Source organism: Hydrogenophaga sp. 2FB (assembly GCF_005503365.1).
Taxonomy (GTDB): domain Bacteria; phylum Pseudomonadota; class Gammaproteobacteria; order Burkholderiales; family Burkholderiaceae_C; genus Hydrogenophaga.
The window spans coordinates 1-16938 of record NZ_SCML01000057.1 but is presented as its reverse complement, the minus strand read 5'-3'; the positions used below and the strand labels follow the sequence as shown (position 1 = coordinate 16938).

The 16938-nt window shown below is 64.6% G+C and carries 29 protein-coding genes; 13 read left to right on the top strand and 16 right to left on the bottom strand.

Annotated features, from left to right (window positions below; genetic code table 11):
* Positions 1-36 precede the first annotated feature (36 nt).
* From FFS09_RS25160 to FFS09_RS25085, 16 genes are all read right to left on the bottom strand, one after another.
* The gene (locus tag FFS09_RS25160) at positions 37-1494 is read right to left on the bottom strand and encodes a terminase large subunit domain-containing protein (RefSeq protein WP_137921682.1); all 1458 of its coding nucleotides are present in this window, start codon (positions 1492-1494) and stop codon (positions 37-39) included.
* On the bottom strand, positions 1491-1784 hold the full coding sequence (locus FFS09_RS25155) for a hypothetical protein (RefSeq protein ID WP_137921681.1): 294 nt from the start codon (positions 1782-1784) through the stop codon (positions 1491-1493). The genes FFS09_RS25160 and FFS09_RS25155 overlap by 4 nt, the downstream gene beginning before the upstream one ends.
* Positions 1781-2368: a hypothetical protein gene (locus tag FFS09_RS25150; protein ID WP_137921680.1), complete on the bottom strand. Its 588-nt coding sequence runs from the start codon at positions 2366-2368 to the stop codon at positions 1781-1783. Before FFS09_RS25150 ends, FFS09_RS25155 begins: the two co-directional genes overlap by 4 nt.
* Positions 2369-2586: 218 nt before the next feature.
* Positions 2587-3057: a hypothetical protein gene (locus FFS09_RS25145; RefSeq protein WP_137921679.1), complete on the bottom strand. Its 471-nt coding sequence runs from the start codon at positions 3055-3057 to the stop codon at positions 2587-2589.
* Positions 3057-3356, bottom strand: a complete 300-nt coding sequence (locus FFS09_RS25140) for a hypothetical protein (RefSeq protein WP_252374516.1) — start codon at positions 3354-3356, stop codon at positions 3057-3059. The genes FFS09_RS25145 and FFS09_RS25140 overlap by 1 nt, the downstream gene beginning before the upstream one ends.
* The gene (locus tag FFS09_RS25135; RefSeq protein WP_137921678.1) at positions 3356-4198 is read right to left on the bottom strand and encodes a hypothetical protein; all 843 of its coding nucleotides are present in this window, start codon (positions 4196-4198) and stop codon (positions 3356-3358) included. Before FFS09_RS25135 ends, FFS09_RS25140 begins: the two co-directional genes overlap by 1 nt.
* Positions 4199-4235: 37 nt before the next feature.
* Positions 4236-4706, bottom strand: coding sequence for a DUF1367 family protein (locus FFS09_RS25130; RefSeq protein WP_137921677.1), 471 nt, complete (start codon positions 4704-4706; stop codon positions 4236-4238).
* A complete protein-coding gene (locus FFS09_RS25125; protein WP_137921676.1) occupies positions 4703-4885 on the bottom strand; it encodes a hypothetical protein in 183 nt (60 codons plus the stop codon). The genes FFS09_RS25130 and FFS09_RS25125 overlap by 4 nt, the downstream gene beginning before the upstream one ends.
* Positions 4882-5676, bottom strand: coding sequence for a DNA-methyltransferase (locus FFS09_RS25120; RefSeq protein ID WP_137921675.1), 795 nt, complete (start codon positions 5674-5676; stop codon positions 4882-4884). Before FFS09_RS25120 ends, FFS09_RS25125 begins: the two co-directional genes overlap by 4 nt.
* Entirely contained in the window at positions 5673-6188 is a 516-nt protein-coding gene (locus FFS09_RS25115) for a RuvC family protein (RefSeq protein WP_137921674.1), read from the bottom strand. Before FFS09_RS25115 ends, FFS09_RS25120 begins: the two co-directional genes overlap by 4 nt.
* Positions 6185-7609, bottom strand: a complete 1425-nt coding sequence (gene dnaB, locus FFS09_RS25110) for a replicative DNA helicase (protein ID WP_137921673.1) — start codon at positions 7607-7609, stop codon at positions 6185-6187. Before dnaB ends, FFS09_RS25115 begins: the two co-directional genes overlap by 4 nt.
* A complete protein-coding gene (locus FFS09_RS25105; RefSeq protein ID WP_137921672.1) occupies positions 7606-8529 on the bottom strand; it encodes a hypothetical protein in 924 nt (307 codons plus the stop codon). The genes dnaB and FFS09_RS25105 overlap by 4 nt, the downstream gene beginning before the upstream one ends.
* Positions 8529-8780 carry a hypothetical protein gene (locus tag FFS09_RS25100; RefSeq protein WP_137921671.1) on the bottom strand — a complete coding sequence of 84 codons (252 nt, stop codon included), beginning with the start codon at positions 8778-8780 and terminating at the stop codon, positions 8529-8531. The genes FFS09_RS25105 and FFS09_RS25100 overlap by 1 nt, the downstream gene beginning before the upstream one ends.
* A complete protein-coding gene (locus tag FFS09_RS25095; RefSeq protein WP_137921670.1) occupies positions 8777-9073 on the bottom strand; it encodes a hypothetical protein in 297 nt (98 codons plus the stop codon). Before FFS09_RS25095 ends, FFS09_RS25100 begins: the two co-directional genes overlap by 4 nt.
* Complete coding sequence (locus FFS09_RS25090; protein WP_252374515.1) at positions 9070-9498, bottom strand: transcriptional regulator; 429 nt, start codon at positions 9496-9498, stop codon at positions 9070-9072. The genes FFS09_RS25095 and FFS09_RS25090 overlap by 4 nt, the downstream gene beginning before the upstream one ends.
* 75 nt (positions 9499-9573) lie before the next feature.
* Entirely contained in the window at positions 9574-9858 is a 285-nt protein-coding gene (locus tag FFS09_RS25085) for a hypothetical protein (protein WP_137921669.1), read from the bottom strand.
* 121 nt (positions 9859-9979) lie between these two features.
* Here FFS09_RS25085 and FFS09_RS25080 point away from each other — a divergent pair, with 121 nt between their 5' ends.
* From FFS09_RS25080 to FFS09_RS25020, 13 genes are all read left to right on the top strand, one after another.
* Complete coding sequence (locus FFS09_RS25080; protein WP_252374514.1) at positions 9980-10651, top strand: S24 family peptidase; 672 nt, start codon at positions 9980-9982, stop codon at positions 10649-10651.
* Between the two features lie 32 nt (positions 10652-10683).
* Positions 10684-10875, top strand: a complete 192-nt coding sequence (locus tag FFS09_RS25075; RefSeq protein ID WP_137921668.1) for a hypothetical protein — start codon at positions 10684-10686, stop codon at positions 10873-10875.
* A gap of 15 nt (positions 10876-10890) precedes the next feature.
* Positions 10891-11253 (top strand): hypothetical protein, encoded by a 363-nt coding sequence (locus FFS09_RS25070; RefSeq protein WP_137921667.1) that lies wholly within the window; start codon positions 10891-10893, stop codon positions 11251-11253.
* Between the two features lie 3 nt (positions 11254-11256).
* Positions 11257-11694, top strand: a complete 438-nt coding sequence (locus FFS09_RS25065; RefSeq protein WP_137921666.1) for a thermonuclease family protein — start codon at positions 11257-11259, stop codon at positions 11692-11694.
* Between the two features lie 334 nt (positions 11695-12028).
* Complete coding sequence (locus tag FFS09_RS25060; protein WP_137921665.1) at positions 12029-12340, top strand: hypothetical protein; 312 nt, start codon at positions 12029-12031, stop codon at positions 12338-12340.
* A gap of 164 nt (positions 12341-12504) precedes the next feature.
* The gene (locus tag FFS09_RS25055; RefSeq protein WP_137921664.1) at positions 12505-12783 is read left to right on the top strand and encodes a hypothetical protein; all 279 of its coding nucleotides are present in this window, start codon (positions 12505-12507) and stop codon (positions 12781-12783) included.
* Complete coding sequence (locus FFS09_RS25050; protein ID WP_137921663.1) at positions 12780-13136, top strand: XkdD/Y8K6 family phage-associated protein; 357 nt, start codon at positions 12780-12782, stop codon at positions 13134-13136. The genes FFS09_RS25055 and FFS09_RS25050 overlap by 4 nt, the downstream gene beginning before the upstream one ends.
* The gene (locus FFS09_RS25045; RefSeq protein WP_137921662.1) at positions 13133-13390 is read left to right on the top strand and encodes a hypothetical protein; all 258 of its coding nucleotides are present in this window, start codon (positions 13133-13135) and stop codon (positions 13388-13390) included. The genes FFS09_RS25050 and FFS09_RS25045 overlap by 4 nt, the downstream gene beginning before the upstream one ends.
* Positions 13387-13611 (top strand): hypothetical protein, encoded by a 225-nt coding sequence (locus tag FFS09_RS25040; protein WP_137921661.1) that lies wholly within the window; start codon positions 13387-13389, stop codon positions 13609-13611. Before FFS09_RS25045 ends, FFS09_RS25040 begins: the two co-directional genes overlap by 4 nt.
* Before the next feature lie 113 nt (positions 13612-13724).
* Positions 13725-14516, top strand: coding sequence for an ERF family protein (locus tag FFS09_RS25035; protein ID WP_137921660.1), 792 nt, complete (start codon positions 13725-13727; stop codon positions 14514-14516).
* Entirely contained in the window at positions 14509-15213 is a 705-nt protein-coding gene (locus tag FFS09_RS25030) for a hypothetical protein (RefSeq protein WP_252374513.1), read from the top strand. The genes FFS09_RS25035 and FFS09_RS25030 overlap by 8 nt, the downstream gene beginning before the upstream one ends.
* A 10-nt stretch (positions 15214-15223) precedes the next feature.
* Positions 15224-16372, top strand: a complete 1149-nt coding sequence (locus FFS09_RS25025) for a DUF1351 domain-containing protein (protein ID WP_171020174.1) — start codon at positions 15224-15226, stop codon at positions 16370-16372.
* Positions 16373-16400: 28 nt separating this feature from the next.
* Positions 16401-16925, top strand: a complete 525-nt coding sequence (locus FFS09_RS25020) for a hypothetical protein (RefSeq protein ID WP_137921658.1) — start codon at positions 16401-16403, stop codon at positions 16923-16925.
* Positions 16926-16938 lie beyond the last annotated feature (13 nt).

Here is a 16938-nt window from a genome sequence, read left to right as displayed (position 1 = left end):
GTGGGCCGCGACGCCCTTGGACACGCCGAAAAGTGATCAGCGCGCGACCTCGTGGCGGCCGTCCTCCAGCACCCTGGCACCGCCTGCCGTGGCCGGATCTGGGCTGTCGTTGGCGTCCTTCGCGCTCGGTGTGGCGGTGCGCCGCATGAGCCCGGCCTTGAGCATGTCGAAGGCGTGGTCCTCGGCCTCGGTGTCGACGTCGTCCGGGTCATCCGGGTCCGGCTCGATGGAAGGCACCGTGCGGATGGTGTGCTCGCAGCTGGCGAAGATGGCCAGCTCGTCCAGCTCCAGCGCCTGCTTCACCAGCATGGCGCCGGCCTTGCGGCTGCCTGGGCCCGCCCACCACGGGCGGAAGTTGAGGCCCGCGCGGCGGAAGGTCTGGCTGTGGGTGTTCTGTGCCCCGTACTGCGCGCCGCCCTTCGCGAAGAGGTCGGGCCCGGTCAGGCGCAGGCTGATGTCGTAGCCCAGCCGCGAGTCGTGCGCCTCGCGTGCCAGGATCCGGGCGGCCACCTTGTCGGGCGTTTCCTTGGTGCCGGTGTTGGCCAGCATGCGGCCCTTGTCGTCCTTGGCGATGCCGTACAGCTCGCGCCAGAGGTAGGTCTTGCCCTCTGGGTCCTTGGCGAACCAGCCGACGGCGTAGGGCTTGGCATATCCCCAGTCCATGGCCTGCCACAGCTTCCAGTGCGCGGGGATGACAAATGGCTTGACGATGTGTTTCTCGGCATCCCAGGCGCCCTCCAAGAACGCGCCGATGTGGATGTCCCAATCGCCATACAGCCAGGCCTTGCGCCGGTTCGGGTCTTTCGTGCCCTCCAGCGTCGCCATGTAATCCGGATCGCTGGCCAGGAGCGTGGTGTTCTCGCGGATGTCGCCATGCACATAGGTGCGCTCGCGGCCCGTGGCACCGTCGCGCATGATGGTTCCAGGTGGCACGCCCATGCGGCCCAGGCGATACCGCTCTTTCACTGCCGCATGCCCGCGCCCGTAGGGATTGCACGTGGCGCGCACCATGCGCGGCATACCCGGCACCGAGCTGCGGCAACACGACTGCATCATCTCGAAGAAGTTCAGGTCGCGCCAGTTGGTCAGCTCTTCGAAGCCGATCCACGGGTATTCATGGCCGTGGTAGTCCCAGTAGTCGTCTTCCTTCACGCCCACGCGCAGCAGCAGCTCTTCGCCGCCCGGGAAGATCCATTTGTAGTCCGCGTGGCTCTCCAGGAAGCGGGCGTTGGGGAAGAACTTGCGGAACCACCGCTTGCTCTTCTTCACCACGTCGGCCAGCTGCTTGTAGGTCTCCCGGAACAGGATGCCGCGCCACTCTGCGCCAAAACCGCGGCCCACGAACTGGGCGAAGGACATCAGCAGGGCATCGGTCTTGCCTGGGCCGCGCGTGCCCTCGTACAGGCATTCGAACACCGGGCAGGCGAGGAACAGCGTCTGGCTTCCGGGGTGCGGCTTCCAGGCGATTGGGGGCAGCGGTGGGGGCAGGATCATCCACGCAGGCCGGGCTGCTGGGGCGGCAGGTAGCCGCGTATGCGCTGCCAGAACTCGATGGGCCTGTCGTCACCGTAGATCGCCCACTCTTTCTCGGGTGCGTCGGGTTCGTAGAAACGCCTGATCTCGACGACCACGGTCTCAAGACGCGAGCACGGGTTTAGCTCCCCTGTCGGCTCCAGCAGGAAGCGGCGGTACAGACCGTTTTGATTGGCGGGCCAGCCGGACCACGGCAGCGAGCCCAAAACCTTCTCGGGCTGACAGCAGCAGCGGATGTTGAGGCGGCTCATGCTCCGCCTTTCTCATCGGCCGGCGTGGCGTCGCTGACCGCCTTCGTCCATGCCGCAGCGTCGGCCATGATCCCCGGCACCACCAGCACGCCACCAGCTGCTACGGCCGGCGCCAGTGGCTTGCCTCCGCTCGTGTGGTCGATGCTGCCGCGCTCCCTGTAGGTGTTCGGGCGCCGGCTCTTCAGCATGAAGATCATCAGCGTGTCGCTGGGCTTGCGGATGGTCAGGAATCGCGGGTTGCCCTCGGCGTCCACGGCCTGCACAGGCTTCTGCACCGTCACCATGCGGCCCGCGGCGTTGCGCTCGCGCGTTTCCACCATGCGCAGCGTGCCGTCCGGGTTGTGCTCATAGATCGGCGTGAGCTGGCCCTGGTACACGACAGGCTCTTCCACCCCATGCACGGCCCGGCGCACCGCCTCGCGCTCCAGCAGCTCTGTGCCCTCCTCCAGCGATTCATCCCAGGCCGCGGCGAACTCGGCATCGCTTTCCTTCCAGCGGTACGCCGTCGCGCGGTTGATTCCCGCCTCGGTCGTTGCCTCTCCGACCGTGGCGCCGTCAGCCAGCGCAGACAGGAAAGTCAGCATGGCCAGGTCGTTCGCTTCTTTTTCTGGCGTCGCTTTCGTTGCGGCCTTACGTCCCATGTTTCACCTTTTCCCAGTTCTTGTAGGCCTCGGCCGGCGTTGAACCCTCACCCACGTACCAAAAGGGCAGCGCCGGCCAACGGACGAGCCGGCTCATTACGCTTTCGCAGGAAGAGCATCTCCACCACGCACCGTGCAGTGCTATGTGTGGTTTGGTCCGGTCACGACTCATGGGTTTCTTCCTTTGGTACTACTTCGACAAGCTCGGGCTTGATGAGCAGGGTGCCGAATCGGCGGTTCTTTGCGGTGATGTAGCGACAGAAGAGGCGCTCGTGATCGTCCTTCTGCCCTCCCCCAATGCGACGGCCGCCACGGTATGCCAGTACCTCGGCGAGTGCGCCGGTAGGTGTTCGGACGGTTGAGCCGATCGGGATGCTGTCCACGTCCATGGGCCTGGGGATTGGGCGTGCGGTGATCTTCAGGATGGCCGGCTCTGCCTTTGCGGGTTGGGCGGGCGCGTCGAACTGCAGCTCCATCTGGCGGGATGTGTTCATGTCCTCGCGGCAGGCCTTCAGGCTGCGGTGGGCACGCTCGCGGGATGACCTCGACCGGGCGAGCGCAACCGACACGAGGGGCCACAGGCCCAACGCTTCAAGCTGTGCGCGGCATTCGATCGAGATCGCTGCTGTCATCAGTGGGCGCCCCTCGCTGCCAGGAACACCCGGCGGATGGTGATGGCCAGGGCTTGCTGCTCGTCCAGCTTCTTCAGCTTCCACATCTGGCGTTGGCCGTGCAGGCCGTTGAGTGGGCCGCGATGGCACCCGCCGCACAGGGCGATGGAGAGCCACCAGTTGCCCTGTTCGATCTCGTGGACTTCAGATGGGTCGGCTTCGCCTCCACCTTCGTCGCACACCGCGCAAGGCTGGACCGCCACGTAGCGGATGTATGCGGCTTCGGCGACCGTGGGGGCCTTTTTATTCTTGCTTTGCATCAGCCCTCCACGCGCCCGACGTAGGTGATGCGGTAGCGGCCGTTCTTGTCCCGGTGTTCCTGCTCGCAGTAGCGTCGGAATGCGGCCTCGGGAGATTCGTCCGGCAGCATGTCGATGCCGTGGCCCGTCGTGCCACCCTTCCACGAACCTTTTTCTGGCCCGACTTCCTCGCTGAATTCGAGGCTAAGCGACCGGCAGATTCGGCGACTGCGGAACAGCGAGAGCCATTTGAACCAGCCTTCGCCGTGCCTGTACTCGCGCTCTTCCACGCGACAGGTCGCTCGAATGCGCTTGCCGTCGTAGTCATCAAATTCGAAAACGGCGGTCGGGCAGGCCTTCTTTGCGGCCTGCGTGGATGCCCATTGATCGCGAAATGTGAAGCCTCGCGGCCGGCTCCATTCCGTCCAGAAATGCCTGCCGTCGCCGTCGTAGTAGCTGGTGCGGATGTGGCGCAGTTGCGTCCAGGGGAGAAACTTCGACCAGCTTTGGGTGGTAGTGCTGTCGTGTGTCTGCGCGCCGAGAAACACCTGCAGGAATCCATCGCTCAGTTGGAAGCCGTATTCGCGCGGGTGGATGTCCCAGTACCAGTCGCGGCCCATGCGCTCGATGGTCGCCGCGTCCCAGTAAGTGGCTTGAATCTTCGTGCGCCACGGTTTGACCACGGCCGGCAGGCGCACCCGCACGGTCCAGCCGAGTGCGCGCAGGTAGAGGGCACAACCTGAGTTCTCTTCGTCCCCGGACTTGATGGTGATGCCAAGCGGGCGCCAGCTGTCGCCGCGCTCGCCGATGTCGATGGGTCCGAAATGGCGGTCGTTGTCGGTCAAGCGGTTGTATGCGTACACGGGTGGTCCTTTGCGTGGGTGGTTGATTGGGATGGCATCACTCGAATTCCCGCAGAAAGCTCTCGACGCACCGGTACCGGCCTTCTTCGTCGAGGTGGGGCCAGAGGGTTTGCTGGGCGCGCGGTCCCCACAGGAAGCTGTCGACCTGGCGGTGCAGCTCGCCGAACTCCACTTCGTCCATCGATTCGAAGTCGAGCGAGCGCGGGATGGCGTTGGGCTTGCCGTCGAACCCGGGCACCAGGTCGAAATAGCCCGCACCCATGACGATCCAGTAGCGCAGCTTGTCCAACTCGGTGAACGCCTCGGTACGCGCCAGCAGGCTGTTGAGCTTCGCGAAGAACAACCGGTGGTGCGCCGGGCTGCGCGGCATGCGGTAGCTGAAGCTGAGCGTCTGACCCACGGGCAGGTCAGTGACCAGGCGGCGCCACTTCTGGTACGCGCGCTGGCCCTGCAGGTCGATGCCTTCCAGGCGGCCCTGGTCGTTTTTGATGATGACGACTTTGCTCATGAGCGCCCCCGCAGCAGCTTGGATTCCCGGATCTGCGTCCACAGGGAGACCGGCCGATCGGGCAGCGGTGCCCACGGCTTCACCGGTGGCAGCGGCCAGTCGTGGGTAGCGATCTCTTCGTCCAGCTCTTTGGGCTGGGGAATGTCGGTGTGCTGCAGGTCGAAGTCGGCGGGCTTCATGCGTCTGCTCCCAGCAGGTCGCCTTGCTCCTGCAGCTGCTGCTCAAACATGCGCCCCGCCTCCATCGCCTCGCGAATGCGTCGGCATGAGATTTCGAAGTACTCGGGGTTCTGCTCGATGCCGATGAACTTGCGGCCCAGCTGCATGGCGGCCACGCCGGTGGTTCCGCTGCCCATGAACGGATCCAGCACCAGACCGCCCGGCCTGCAGATCTCAACCATGGCGCCCATGAGTTCCACCGGCTTCTGGGTGATGTGCTCGCGGTCCTGCGGCGCCTGAAACTCGTAGAAGCCCGGGAGACACCCGACCTCGCGCTCGACCGGCATCGGACCGGCGCTGCCCCACACCACGTATTCGCATTGGGCAGAGAAGCGCCCCATCTGCGGCCGTGTGCTTTTCTTCGCCCAGGGAACGACGCCACGCCACACCCAGCCGCCGGCCTGCAGGTAGTCAGTGGAGATGGGAAGCTGTCGCCAGTCGGTGAAGAACAGAGCCGGCGCGCCTGGTGCGCTTGCGCGCAGCGCCTCGGCCGCCCAGAGTGCAGACCAGAAGTGGAACGCGCGCTGGTCGCGGTTGTCGCCTCCGAAGTTCTGGGTTTTCTCGTGGTTGCCGCTGTCGCTGCTCAAGTACTTGGTCTTCGTGTCTTGCGCACGGTCGCCGCGGAACGCGCCGCCGCTGGAATACGGCGGGTCGGTGATCACCGCGTCGGCGGTACCGGCCGCTAGGCTTTGCAGCACCTGCAGGCTGTCACCCAGGTACAGGGTGGCGGATCCAATGGTTTCGATCTTCATGCGGTGCTCCTCATCTGCCAGTGCGCGATCAGGATCGACTCGGCGCGGTTGTGGTCCTTGGCGCGGGCGATGTCGGGGCAGCCCGGGTACAGCGTGCGGGCCATGTGCAGCGCCTTGGCCTTGCGCTCGGTGGCGCTCAGCTTCGGATCGATCAGGCCGAAGAAGCGTTTCCAGGTCTGGGGGTGGGCGTAGTCCACCGTGAGGCTCAAGCACTCGAGCACGCATTCAACGGCGCCGAGCGTGCGCAGCAGCGAGCCCTGCGTCTGCACGCTGTTGTCCTTGCCGCCCATGGTCCCGACGGCTTCCACCACCGCGGCGATTGGCTCATCGGCGGGGCAGAGTTCCAGGATGCGGCGGCGCAGTGCCAGGCCGTCTACCTTGCGTTTCACCAGCGCCTTCGGGCCTACGCCGGGTATCTCCATGGTTGGGAGATCGAAGACGGCCAGCAGGCCGTTGTGGCCGAGCACAGCGCATGCGCCCGTCAATCCTGGGTCGATTCCGAGCACGATCACAGACCACCCCCTTGCACGCGCACCCGGGATTCCGGCTTCGGCTGGTCCTCGGGCCAGTCCTTGAACAGGGTGTTTTCGCCCACGTACATCACCTCGACCTTGCCGGCAGAACCGCCGCGCTGCTTGGGCACGATCAGCTCGGCGATGTAGTCCCATTCCTTGGGCAGGCCAGGCTTCGCGCGGCACTCCCGGTAGACGAACATGCACACATCAGCGTCCTGCTCCACCGATCCGCTGTCGCGGAAGTCGGACATCAACGGGCGCTGGTCGGGCCGCTTCTCCACTTCTCGACCGACCTGGGCCAGCATCAACACCGTGATGCTCAGTTCCTTGGCGAGGGCCTTGAGACCCTTGGTGATCTCGTCGAGCTGGTACGCGCGCGGCGCCTTGTGGTCGGTCCCGGCCATCAGACCCAGGTAGTCGACGATCAGCAGGCGCAGTCCGTGACGGCGCTTGAGCGCGCGGGCCTTGGCGCGCACCTGGTTGATGTTCAGGCCTGTCTGGTCGCTGGTGTAGAACGGCGTGCTGCGGATGCGCTCGCTGGCACCGGTGAGCCTGGGCCAGTCGAAGTCCCGCAAGCGCTCGCCGCGCTGGATGCGGCTCAGGTGGATCTGCGACACCATGGACATGCGGCGCTCGTGCACCTCGGTGCGCGGCATCTCCATCGACAGCATGCCCACCGCGTGTCCGGCCTCGGCGAAGGTGTTGCCGATGCTCATGGCCAGCGCGGTCTTGCCCATGCTTGGGCGGCCACCCAGCGCGATCAGGTGCCCCTCCCGGAATCCACCGTTGAGTAGTTCGTCGAGTTCGGCCAGGCCGGTCGACACGAAGTTGGACTGTCCCTCGCCGTCCGCCTGCGCCTGGATGCGGTCGATCAGCGACACCATGCCGTCGTTGCTGTCCTGCCAATCGTCGCGAGGCGCGCCCTGGTCTCCCAGGCCAACGAACACCTGCTGCGCATGGTCCAACAGATCGGTGGCGGTGCGGTCGCCGGGGTTGAAGGCGCTCGTGGCGATCTCGTCGCTAAGTTCCACCATGCGGCGCAGCAATGCCTTCTCCCGCACGATCTCGGCGTAGCGGCGCATGTTCGCGGTGCTGAGACGGTGCTGGGCCAGCTCGTTGATGTAGACCAGGCCGCCGGCCTTGTCCGCCTGCCCCTGGTCGCGCAGCCGCTCGAAGACGGTGATCACGTCGGCGGGCTTGAGCGAGTTCACCAGCGCGGCGATGGTGCCGAACAGCAAGCGGTGCTCGCTGCGGTAGAAGTCGGATTCGGTCACCAGATCGCCCACCCGCTCCCAGGCCCCGTTGTCGAGCAACAGCCCGCCCAGCACACTGGCTTCGGCTTCGATGGAGTGCGGCGGCACGCGCAGCGCGGCGGCCTCGGGGTCGGCCAGGAAGTCCTCGGGTTCGTTCATGTTCATGCTGGGTCCAGGGTTTTCTCGATCACGTGCTTCATGCCGCGATCGGTCAGGAGGAAGTCGAGGTCGCAGCGCCAGTTCGCGTGTTCACCGCTGCGCGGCGTGCGGCCCATCAGGAAATCGTTTTGTCCAGCGCGAGCGAAGTAGTCGCGGAACCACTGCACGGCCTGCTCGGAGGTCTCGGCACGGCGTGAGCCATCGGCACGCCTGGACTGCAGGGCAAAGGTCCAGGCCTTGGCCAGGGCCCGTGTGCGGTCCTTTGTCGCCAGCCTGACCTGCGGCAGGTCGGGCAGCATCTCGTGATACAGGTCGATCAAGGACTGCGTCGGGCAGGTCGGCAGCTTGGCTGACGACGTAAGAGAGTCTTTCTTCTCTTCTCTCTTCTTCTCTTCTCTGTCGTCACGCTGTGACGTCACGGTGACGTCACGCAGCTCGTCACTTCCAGCGTCACCATTCGTCACGCCGGACAGCCCTTGCTTCTTGCGCTCCCGGTACTCTTTTGTGCGCTCCGCACCAGACTTCCCGGTTAGTGACCGCTCCTTCTGCGGGCTGTTGTGTTCCTCGAAGTTGTTGAACCGAACGCCCGATCCATCGGGCAATTCCTCGGCCCATTCAACAGCGGCCAACGCCCGGAAGAAACCGGGGATTCCTGCCGCGTCGTCGACTTCGTGTGACGACGCGTGACGCACGACACCGTCACGCGCTGCGGTCTCATTCACCATCGACCAGACCGGCAAAAGGCCTCCGACGACAATGCGTGTGACGACCGAAACGTCACGCTTCGTCACGCTCTCGTCACGCGTGACGTCACGCCCGGAGTACATCCAGGCGAGGTATTCGGGGTCTTGCAAGAGCACCCGAGCCATGCGCGTGACCCGTGGATTGGTCAGCAGGCTGCTGCGCATCTTGATCCAGTCGGCCATCAGGGCGCCTTCCCCATCGCCAGCGCTTCCTCGCTCTGGAACCAGATGGCCGAGTCGATGCGCGCGGTCATGCGGGCCCGGTGCTCTGGCGTGCGGCTGTTGATCGCCTCATACATGCGCTCGCGCCATTGGTCAGCATCAGGGCGGTCCCCTGCGGCCATCGCAGCCACCATGCGGCGCCCGCAATCGCTGATGTGCAGGTCGACCTCTTCGTCGCTCAGAGGCTGGCGTACCGGCTCTGGCGCGTTCATGCCGCACCTCGTTGTTTGGCCAGGCTGATCGGGGCCGGGCCCTTCTTCAGCTGGCTCGTGGCGCGGTTGCTCAGGTTCGGCATCACGGGGTGGCTGTGGTCAGGCGCCGGGCCCGGCTGCTTCGCCCGCGATGCCTGGCCGTTCGCCACCCCGCGCAGGTAGGCCGTGGCCTTCACCTGCTCGGCGGGCGTGGCAAAGATGCCAGGGCCCTGGGCGCGGCGCGCGGCGAGGTCAAAGCCGTTGCCGCGGCTGCGCACAATGCGCGTGCCTGGCCAGTAGATAGATGTGGTCATGCGGCTGCCCTCGCGTGGAAGGTTTCCATCAGCACGCGAACCTTGAGCTCGGCTTCGGCGGCGCGGCGCTCGGCTGCATCCGCACGGCGCTCTGCCTCGGACTGGATCTGCACCAGCGTGCAGCCCACCTGGAACGCCTGCCACTCCGGATAAATGCGGTTGCCCACGACGTCGCAGAAGAACGGCACGAGGTCGGCCTGCAGGGTCGCGGTGCCGGCCTTTATGCGGGAGAAGTAACCGGCATCCACGCCGATCGCCAGATAGATCTCTTTGTCTTCCAAACCAGACGACTGGCAGGCCAGTGCGAACGCGGCCGCGCCGGTCTTTTGCCGGCGCACCAGCTCGATCGGCATGTCGTTGGCAGGTGCTCGACGCGACAGCGCCAGCTCACCCTGCTCAACCGGACTCAATTGTTTTGACGCCACTTGACTACCCCTTTCGGGCAAATAAAAAGCACGATCCAAGTCATGAACTCGAATCGCGCTCGTGATGTGAATGGATCAGCTCTGGCCTGTGGTGGCGGGCTGGGGTGCGACGCTGCCGGCTGCGGGTTCTGCAACACGCTCCCGGATGACGCGCTGGGCGGAGGCACGATCGGTCAGCGGCAACTCGTCCAGATTCAGGTGGCCACCGCCGAGAGCAACAAACACGTCGGCCATGCCCAGCTCGATCTGCTTGTTGGCGTAGGCGACCTGGTTGCAGTAACCCCTGCTGGTCCCCGCCTGTTGTGCGAAGGATTCGCGCTCGGCGACGGGCAGATTGGTGAAGAAGGTTTTGAAGTCCATGCGGGAAAGTTTACCCATGGGTAATCGAAAGTCAATACCCAACGGTAAATTACCCTCTGGTAACTTCAATCGCATGGACGTTTTCGATCGCCGAAGGGCGAAACTTCGCGAGCTATTGACGGTGCTGTCAGCTGCAGAGCTGTCCCGCAGCTCAGGCGTGGCGGCGAGCTACATCAGCCGCGCGCTCAGGGAACCTGGCGACGATGGCTACAAGAACATTGGCGAGGTGACGGCACGCAAGCTCGAGCACGGGGCAAAGAAACCCGAGGGCTGGATGGACGAAGTGCCCGCCAAGGGCATCCGTCTCGTGCACAGCGTGCAAGAGACGGTGGCGCAATACAAAATACAAGGCGATGACGTGGAGATTCGGCAATTCGAGGTCGGCGGCGGAATGGGCGCTGGCCGTCTTTTGCTGGACGATCAACCCGGAGTGATCAAGAGCTGGCGCGTGGACCATGACTGGCTGCGCCTCAATGTGCGCAGCTACTCGGCGATCGAGAACCTTTGCATCGTCACCGGCTTCGGGCCGTCCATGCGGCCGATGTTCAACCCGGGCGATCCGCTGCTCGTGGACCGCGGCGTCAAGGTGGTGGACACGGACGCGGTGTTCTTCTTTCGGGTGGGGGACCATGGTTTCATCAAGGCCCTGCAGCGCATCCCCACCGCCACGGGACTGGTGCTGCGCGCCAAGTCGAAGAACCCCGACTACGATCCCTTTGACATCGACCAGAAGACCATGGATTTCGAGGTGCTGGGCAAGGTGCTCACCGTCTGGAAAAGCGAGCAGTTCTAGCTGCATCGGACAGTTTTTTAAGGAGACTCATCTTGGGCAGTTTTTCAATCTGGCATTGGTTGGTGGTGTTGATCTACATCGTGGTCGTTGCCTGGCCGCTTTGGCGGATTGTGGGCAAGACTGGACACCATCCGGCTCTCTCGATTGCGCTGCACATTCCTTTGGTGAACATCGCCACTCTCTGGTATTTGGCCTTCACCATGTGGCCTGCGCGCCGCGATTGATCTTGGGACACGAACATGCGAACGATCATTGCTGCCGCCGCCCTTCTGGCCGCCCTAACGGGCTGCGCAAACCACATCTACAGCCTGAGCTATTCCCCTATCACCAAGGAATACGCCCGACAACTTGACGAGGTGTCGCTGGGCATGACTAAGCCGCAGCTGCGCACCCTGTTCCCCGACATGGTCACCAGAGGGCAGACGGCCATCGGAGGCCAGCAGGTGGAGGCCATGGAGCTCTCGCACAACTACTGGACCGGCGTCGGCGGCCGGCTTGAGCAGGACCAGCTGTGGTTCTACTTTCACAACGGACGGCTGGTGAAGTGGGGGCGTCCCAATGACTGGCCAGAGCCGCGCGAGCTGGTGATTCGCACGAGCTGACAGGTGGGTGCAGCCGCCCTGTTCTGCCTGGTCGTGGCAATCGCGGATGGCGACACCCTCACCGCGCGCTGTGGCGATCCCGGCGCCTATGAACAGGTGAAGGTACGGCTGGCCGAGATCGACGCTCCTGAGAAGGCGCAGCCGTTCGGCAACCGCAGCCGCCAGAACTTGGCCGAGCTTTGCTTCCAGCAGGTGGCAACCATCAGGCCCACCACGAGGGACCGTTACGGCCGCACCGTGGCGCGCGTGGAGTGCAAGGGTCAGGACGCCAACCTGCAGCAGGTGCGCGCTGGCATGGCCTGGGCCTACACAAAGTACCTGACTGACCCCGCCGTGGCTCGGGAGCAGGATGGAGCGCGTGCCGCGCGCGTTGGGCTGTGGGGAGACAAAGCCCCCTTGCCACCTTGGGACTGGCGACAACTTCGAACCAAAGGAAATTGAGCATGGCAGATCAATCGACGAACAAACTCGCTGGGCTTCTTCGCCACAGGTACCAAGAGGTGACGAGGAGTTGCCGCTACGGCCATGGCCTCCTCGAAAAATCCGGGCGCTCTTGGTCATTGAACAACCATTTGCGCTCAGGCGAGGCTGATCTGCAGGGGTACAGCTCTGGTCAACTCCAGTTCCGCTGCGCTGTGTGGGTCTGCCCTACCTGTGGCTACATGGAACTGAGCGATACGGTGGACTGATGGGCGTCCACAACATCACCACGGGCCAAGAGATCGAGCCCTCCTTTGAACCCCAAGAGCCTCCAAGCGGAGGCGATGGGGGTAACATGGACGGCATGGAAGCCCGCGTCATCAAGCTTGAAGAATTCGCGCAGGACACGCGCGACAGGCTGACTCGCATCGAAACTCGGATTGATCAGACGGCCACCAAGGCTGATGTCTCTGACGCCATGAACAACTTGATCAAGTGGGTCGTGGGCACCGCTGCGGGCTTGGGTGTGGCCGGCATAACGGTAATGTCATTCGTGCTGAACAACGCGACCCCAAAGGCGCCGGCTTCGGCAAGTCCACCGCCCATAGTGATCCAGATCCCGGCCCTGCCGCAGGCACCTGCTCCAAATCCTGCGCCCTCGAAATAGCGCACAACCTCCCGACCTCCCATCCAAGCCCGCCCCGAGCGGGCTTTTTTTGTCCACGGTTTCCTCGATCTCAAAAAAGTTTACCTGCAGGTATTGACTGTTTCATTACCCTTGGGTAAATTATCTCCATCGGCTCCACATCGGAGCCGCAACGGAGAGAGCAGATGCAAATCGACAACGTGGAGCGCAGGGAGAGCTGGCCCCGGCTCACCCCGCAGCAGGTCGACGACGCGCTGGACGCTGAGCGCGCTGCAGCGAACGCTGAGGCCTACGAACACCACATCAACGCCGCGTGTGCGGCCATCCAGCACACGCCATTCGCGCTGGTGACCCCGGCTTACATCGGTCAGGTGCTGGACACGCTGGCATGCAAGGCCCAGGAAGCGCACCTGCCGGAGCTGTGCGAGTCGTTGGAAGTTCTGTCGTGCGAGGTGACGCCGTGAGCGCGCCGCACACCGCTCAATCCTTCGTGCGGGCTGCGCTGGCAGCCGAGCGCGAGCAGTGGACCGGTCCGAGCGCGCAGCACACACCGGCGCCCTGGTGGCCGACTGAATCTGGCGTCCGTGACCGTGGCGGATACATCGCACACACACACAGCGTCCAGCGCTACGAGGGTCAGGACGAGCGCTATGCCCTTGAGGTCGCCCAGCGTGAGGCCGACAAGCTCCTGATCGCCGCAGCTCCTGATCTGCTGAAGCAGTTGCAGCACGTGGTTCGATTCTTTGACCAGATCAACCCCGCTGACGTTGAGCGGTATCGCGCCGCCATCGCCAAGGCCGCCGGGAGCGTGTCATGAGCGCCCCCGACAACGGCGGGCCAGCCTTTCCGCCCATGCACGACCCAAACACCCACGCTTTCGGCATGACGCTGCGCGACTACTTCGCGGCGAAGGCGATGCAGGGAATGTTGGCGGTGCCGGATGACCAGCGCTATGGAGACCGTGCCGACCAGACGCTTTCGGTCGAGCAGTGGCAAGCGTGGTGCGTCACCGGTGTTGTCGAGCATGCATACCGCATGGCCGACGCCATGCTGAAAGCGAGGGCGTCATGAATTGCTGTTCCGACTACGGCCAGTGCACGCGCGGCGCCGATTGCCCAGCGCGTGCTCGCACCTGTGACCAGTTGGGTGTTTGCCAGGACCGCACGCCGCGGTGCAAGGGATGCAAGCCCGGCCCGCTGGAGGTGCTGAGTTCCGAGAAGGCCCGCGATGTCACCACCGCCGTGGTGCTGGGCCTCTCCCTGTTCTACGGCCTGGTGCGGTGGTTCTCGTGATCACCCTGCGCCTGCTTTCCTTCTACCGCCGCAGCGGCATGCCCTTCTGGCCTGCCATGCGCAAAGCCATCCGCGCCGCTTGGCGCACCTATTGACCCACCACCGAGAAAGCCATGAACGACGTGATTGAAATGAAAGAGCCGACCAGCGCGGCTTCACTGCAGCAAGTGGCCACGCCGGCCCTGCTCCTGCAGATGGCGGTGCAGCAAGGCGCCGACATGGACAAGCTCAAACAGCTGATGGACCTGCAGGAGCGCTGGGAAGCAAACGAAGCCCGCAAGGCATTCCGCGAAGACTTTGCAGGGTTCCGTGGTGAAAACATCATCATCCCGAAGACCAAGCACGTCGACCGTGGACGTGGCGGCTCATTCGACCAAGCCGAGTATGACCAGGTGACTGGTCGCCTTTCGCCCGCCCTGTCGCGCCACGGCTTCGGCTTCCGTCACGACCAGAAGTTCGGCCTCAAGCGGATGATGATCGATGGGGTGGAAAACGATGTCGGCTGGGTGTGGGTGACATGCCACCTGGAACATCGCAAGGGGCACACGGAGTCCCTGGAGCTTGAAGGCCCTCCAGGCGATCTGTCGGTAAACACCCCGACGCAAAACATGCAGACCACGGCGAGCTACCTCAAACGGCAGTCGCTGCTGGCGATCACCGGCACTGCCACCGGCGGCGAAGACGACGAATCCAAGATGCGGAAGTCTCGCGGCAGTGAGCAGCAAGGCGAAGGCGAGCTTGAGGCCATGGTCGAGTTCGGCCGCGATGCCGCTATGGGTGGCATGAAGGCTCTCACGGCATGGTGGGGCGGGTTGACCGCGAAGCAGCGCAGCAGCTTGAACAAGGACTTCCCATCCATGCGCGCAGCAGCCCAGGCCGCAGATCGCGGAGGCAACCATGCATGACCTCCTGATCCGCTGCAGCTCCATCGGCAAGCTGATGACCGAGCCCAGGACGAAGGCCGAGGGCCCGCTGTCGGTGGGCGCGAAGACCCACGTCCGCAGCCTCGTTTCCCAGGCGATCTACGGTGTGGACTTCGAAGTTTCCAGCAAGGAAATGGAGAAGGGCATCCTGGTCGAGCCCGAGTCCATCGCACTGTTGAACCGGGTGCGCGGCCTGTCGCTGGTGAAGAACACCGAGCGCAAATCGAATGCCTGGATCACCGGCGAGTGCGATCTGTTCGACGCTCGCGCGCGCCGCGGCCATGACCTGAAAAGCTCGTGGTCTGTCGCCAGCTTCCCGATCGCGTTGGTCGACTGCGTGGACAAGCTCTACGAGTGGCAGATGCGCGGCTACATGTGGCTCTGGGATGCCGACAGCTGGGAGGTGAACTACGCGCTGATCACGACGCCGGAGCACCTCACGCGCTACGAGCCACCGTCCATGCACTTCGTGGATCACATCCCCGAGCACATGCGCCTGACCACCTGGACCGTCGAGCGAGACCGCGATCTCGAAGCCGCCATGGTCGAAAAGATCAAGGCCGCCCGCCAGTACTACGCCCAGGTGCTCGCCGAGTTCACCACCTCCCATGCGCTGCCTGGCGCTGCCCCTGTGCGCGCCGCCGCGGCCGCACGCATCCCTGAAACCTTCGACTTCTGAGGCCCCCACCATGACGACTGAAACCCCCATCGATTTGATCGACCGCGCAGAGATCAACGCCGGCGGCGTGCTCGTGCAGTACAGCAAAACCGAGGCCGCCCTGGCCGCGCTGCGCGAGAAATACACCGGCGCCACCTTCGACATGACCACCACGAAGGGCGACAAGGAAGCGCGCGCCGCACGCCTGGAGCTGACCACCTTGCGCACCGGCCTGGAAAAGCGCCGCAAGGAATTCAAGGCGCCCGCGCTGGAGTTCGGCAAGAAGATCGACGCCGAGGCCGCACGCATCACCGCCGAGATCGAGGCGCTGGAACAGCCGATCGATGCCCAGATCCGAGCCGACGAAACCCGACGCGCCGCCGAGAAGGCCGAGCGCGAACGAATCGAAGCCGAGCGCGTGGCCGTGCATCAGAACCGGCTCGCCGTGATCCGCGCATGCGTGGGCAAGGCACAGGGCCTGCCATCCGCTCGCATCGCCGTCGGTATCGAGCAGGTCGAACGCATGGTGACCGACGCGGCCACCTGGGAAGAGTTCGCCGGTGAGGCCGCCACCGCCCAGGCCGAGACCCTGGCCGCCATGCGCTCCATGTTCGATGCGGCCAAGGCGCGCGAAGACGAAGAGGCACGAGTCGAGCTGCAGCGCGTGGAGAACGAGCGCATTGCCGCCGAGAACCGCGCGCAGGCCGAGCGCCTGGCCGAAGCGCAGCGCGAGCTGGACGCGAAAGCAGCAGCGTTCCAGGCTGAGCAGGACGCGATCGCCGCGCGCCGCGCAGAGGAAGAAGCCGAGGCCGAGCGCAAGGCGCAAGACGCCATCAAGGTGGCGGCCACGCCTGCTGTGCATACCTACGAAAACGGCGCACCCATGTACAGCACCACGACGTTCAAGGACAACGGCGAGCCGATCATGCTGACCCCCGAGGGCAAGCGCAGCGTGTTCTGCGACCTCAACGACGACATCGAGCTGGAGAAGCCCACCGTGAAACTCGGCGAGCTCAACACCCGCTTGGGCTTCATCGTCACCGCCGACTTCATCGAATCGCTCGGCTTCACCGCCACGGTGGAGCGCAACGCGCGTCTCTATCGCGAGAGCGACTTCCCCCGCATCTGCGCCGCCATCGTGCGCCACGTCCAGGGCGTGGCCCAAGGCGTGGCCGCCTGACCCTTTCCCCTCACCACCCGGAGCACTCATGAACTTGAAATCCCGCATCGCTTTGTGCGTGCGCATCCTGCGCGCGAAGCCGTCCAACCTGCTGTCTCACGCGGACCGTGAGCTGCCCCACATCGGCACCGATGAGATGGGGCAACTCATGGCCAAGAACATGCGCGAGCTGGTGCTGGTGTTCGGCACCCAGGGGCACAGCGGTTTCAGCGCCAGCTATGCGACGGGCTTGCTCCAGACGTTGCTGCGCTACGAGCCAGTTGCGCCGCTCACGGGCGATCCGGGCGAGTGGGTGGACCACGGGTACTGCCAGCAGAACAACCGCTGCGGCCGCGTGTTCAAGCAAGCGGACCGGTTCGACGGTCAGGCCTATGACATCGATGCCGTGGTCTTCCTGGAACCCAACGGCACGGGCTTCACCGGCCGTGGAAGCCAGCAGCCCATCACCTTCCCCTACACGCCCCGAACGGTTTACGTCGAAGTGGACACCGAAGGCAACCCACTCAACGGCTGGAACCGCGAGGGCGTGTGCCCCGAATGGGCCGCCGCCTGATCTCCCCCACCAC

Bases quoted from the DNA above. Each gene is read 5' to 3' on its own strand.
- FFS09_RS25035 (WP_137921660.1), top strand. From the start codon at position 13,725: ATGAACGACGTGATTGAAATGAAAGAGCCGACCAGCGCGGCTTCACTG.
- FFS09_RS25040 (WP_137921661.1), top strand. From the start codon at position 13,387: ATGAATTGCTGTTCCGACTACGGCCAGTGCACGCGCGGCGCCGATTGC.
- dnaB (WP_137921673.1), bottom strand. From the start codon at position 7,609: ATGAACATGAACGAACCCGAGGACTTCCTGGCCGACCCCGAGGCCGCC.
- FFS09_RS25030 (WP_252374513.1), top strand. From the start codon at position 14,509: ATGCATGACCTCCTGATCCGCTGCAGCTCCATCGGCAAGCTGATGACC.
- FFS09_RS25155 (WP_137921681.1), bottom strand. From the start codon at position 1,784: ATGAGCCGCCTCAACATCCGCTGCTGCTGTCAGCCCGAGAAGGTTTTG.
- FFS09_RS25150 (WP_137921680.1), bottom strand. From the start codon at position 2,368: ATGCTGACTTTCCTGTCTGCGCTGGCTGACGGCGCCACGGTCGGAGAG.
- FFS09_RS25160 (WP_137921682.1), bottom strand. From the start codon at position 1,494: ATGATCCTGCCCCCACCGCTGCCCCCAATCGCCTGGAAGCCGCACCCC.
- FFS09_RS25145 (WP_137921679.1), bottom strand. From the start codon at position 3,057: ATGACAGCAGCGATCTCGATCGAATGCCGCGCACAGCTTGAAGCGTTG.
- FFS09_RS25070 (WP_137921667.1), top strand. From the start codon at position 10,891: ATGCGAACGATCATTGCTGCCGCCGCCCTTCTGGCCGCCCTAACGGGC.
- FFS09_RS25060 (WP_137921665.1), top strand. From the start codon at position 12,029: ATGGACGGCATGGAAGCCCGCGTCATCAAGCTTGAAGAATTCGCGCAG.
- FFS09_RS25125 (WP_137921676.1), bottom strand. From the start codon at position 4,885: ATGAAGCCCGCCGACTTCGACCTGCAGCACACCGACATTCCCCAGCCC.
- FFS09_RS25120 (WP_137921675.1), bottom strand. From the start codon at position 5,676: ATGAAGATCGAAACCATTGGATCCGCCACCCTGTACCTGGGTGACAGC.
- FFS09_RS25140 (WP_252374516.1), bottom strand. From the start codon at position 3,356: ATGCAAAGCAAGAATAAAAAGGCCCCCACGGTCGCCGAAGCCGCATAC.
- FFS09_RS25045 (WP_137921662.1), top strand. From the start codon at position 13,133: ATGAGCGCCCCCGACAACGGCGGGCCAGCCTTTCCGCCCATGCACGAC.
- FFS09_RS25100 (WP_137921671.1), bottom strand. From the start codon at position 8,780: ATGAACGCGCCAGAGCCGGTACGCCAGCCTCTGAGCGACGAAGAGGTC.
- FFS09_RS25130 (WP_137921677.1), bottom strand. From the start codon at position 4,706: ATGAGCAAAGTCGTCATCATCAAAAACGACCAGGGCCGCCTGGAAGGC.
- FFS09_RS25095 (WP_137921670.1), bottom strand. From the start codon at position 9,073: ATGACCACATCTATCTACTGGCCAGGCACGCGCATTGTGCGCAGCCGC.
- FFS09_RS25025 (WP_171020174.1), top strand. From the start codon at position 15,224: ATGACGACTGAAACCCCCATCGATTTGATCGACCGCGCAGAGATCAAC.
- FFS09_RS25055 (WP_137921664.1), top strand. From the start codon at position 12,505: ATGCAAATCGACAACGTGGAGCGCAGGGAGAGCTGGCCCCGGCTCACC.
- FFS09_RS25020 (WP_137921658.1), top strand. From the start codon at position 16,401: ATGAACTTGAAATCCCGCATCGCTTTGTGCGTGCGCATCCTGCGCGCG.
- FFS09_RS25085 (WP_137921669.1), bottom strand. From the start codon at position 9,858: ATGGACTTCAAAACCTTCTTCACCAATCTGCCCGTCGCCGAGCGCGAA.
- FFS09_RS25105 (WP_137921672.1), bottom strand. From the start codon at position 8,529: ATGGCCGACTGGATCAAGATGCGCAGCAGCCTGCTGACCAATCCACGG.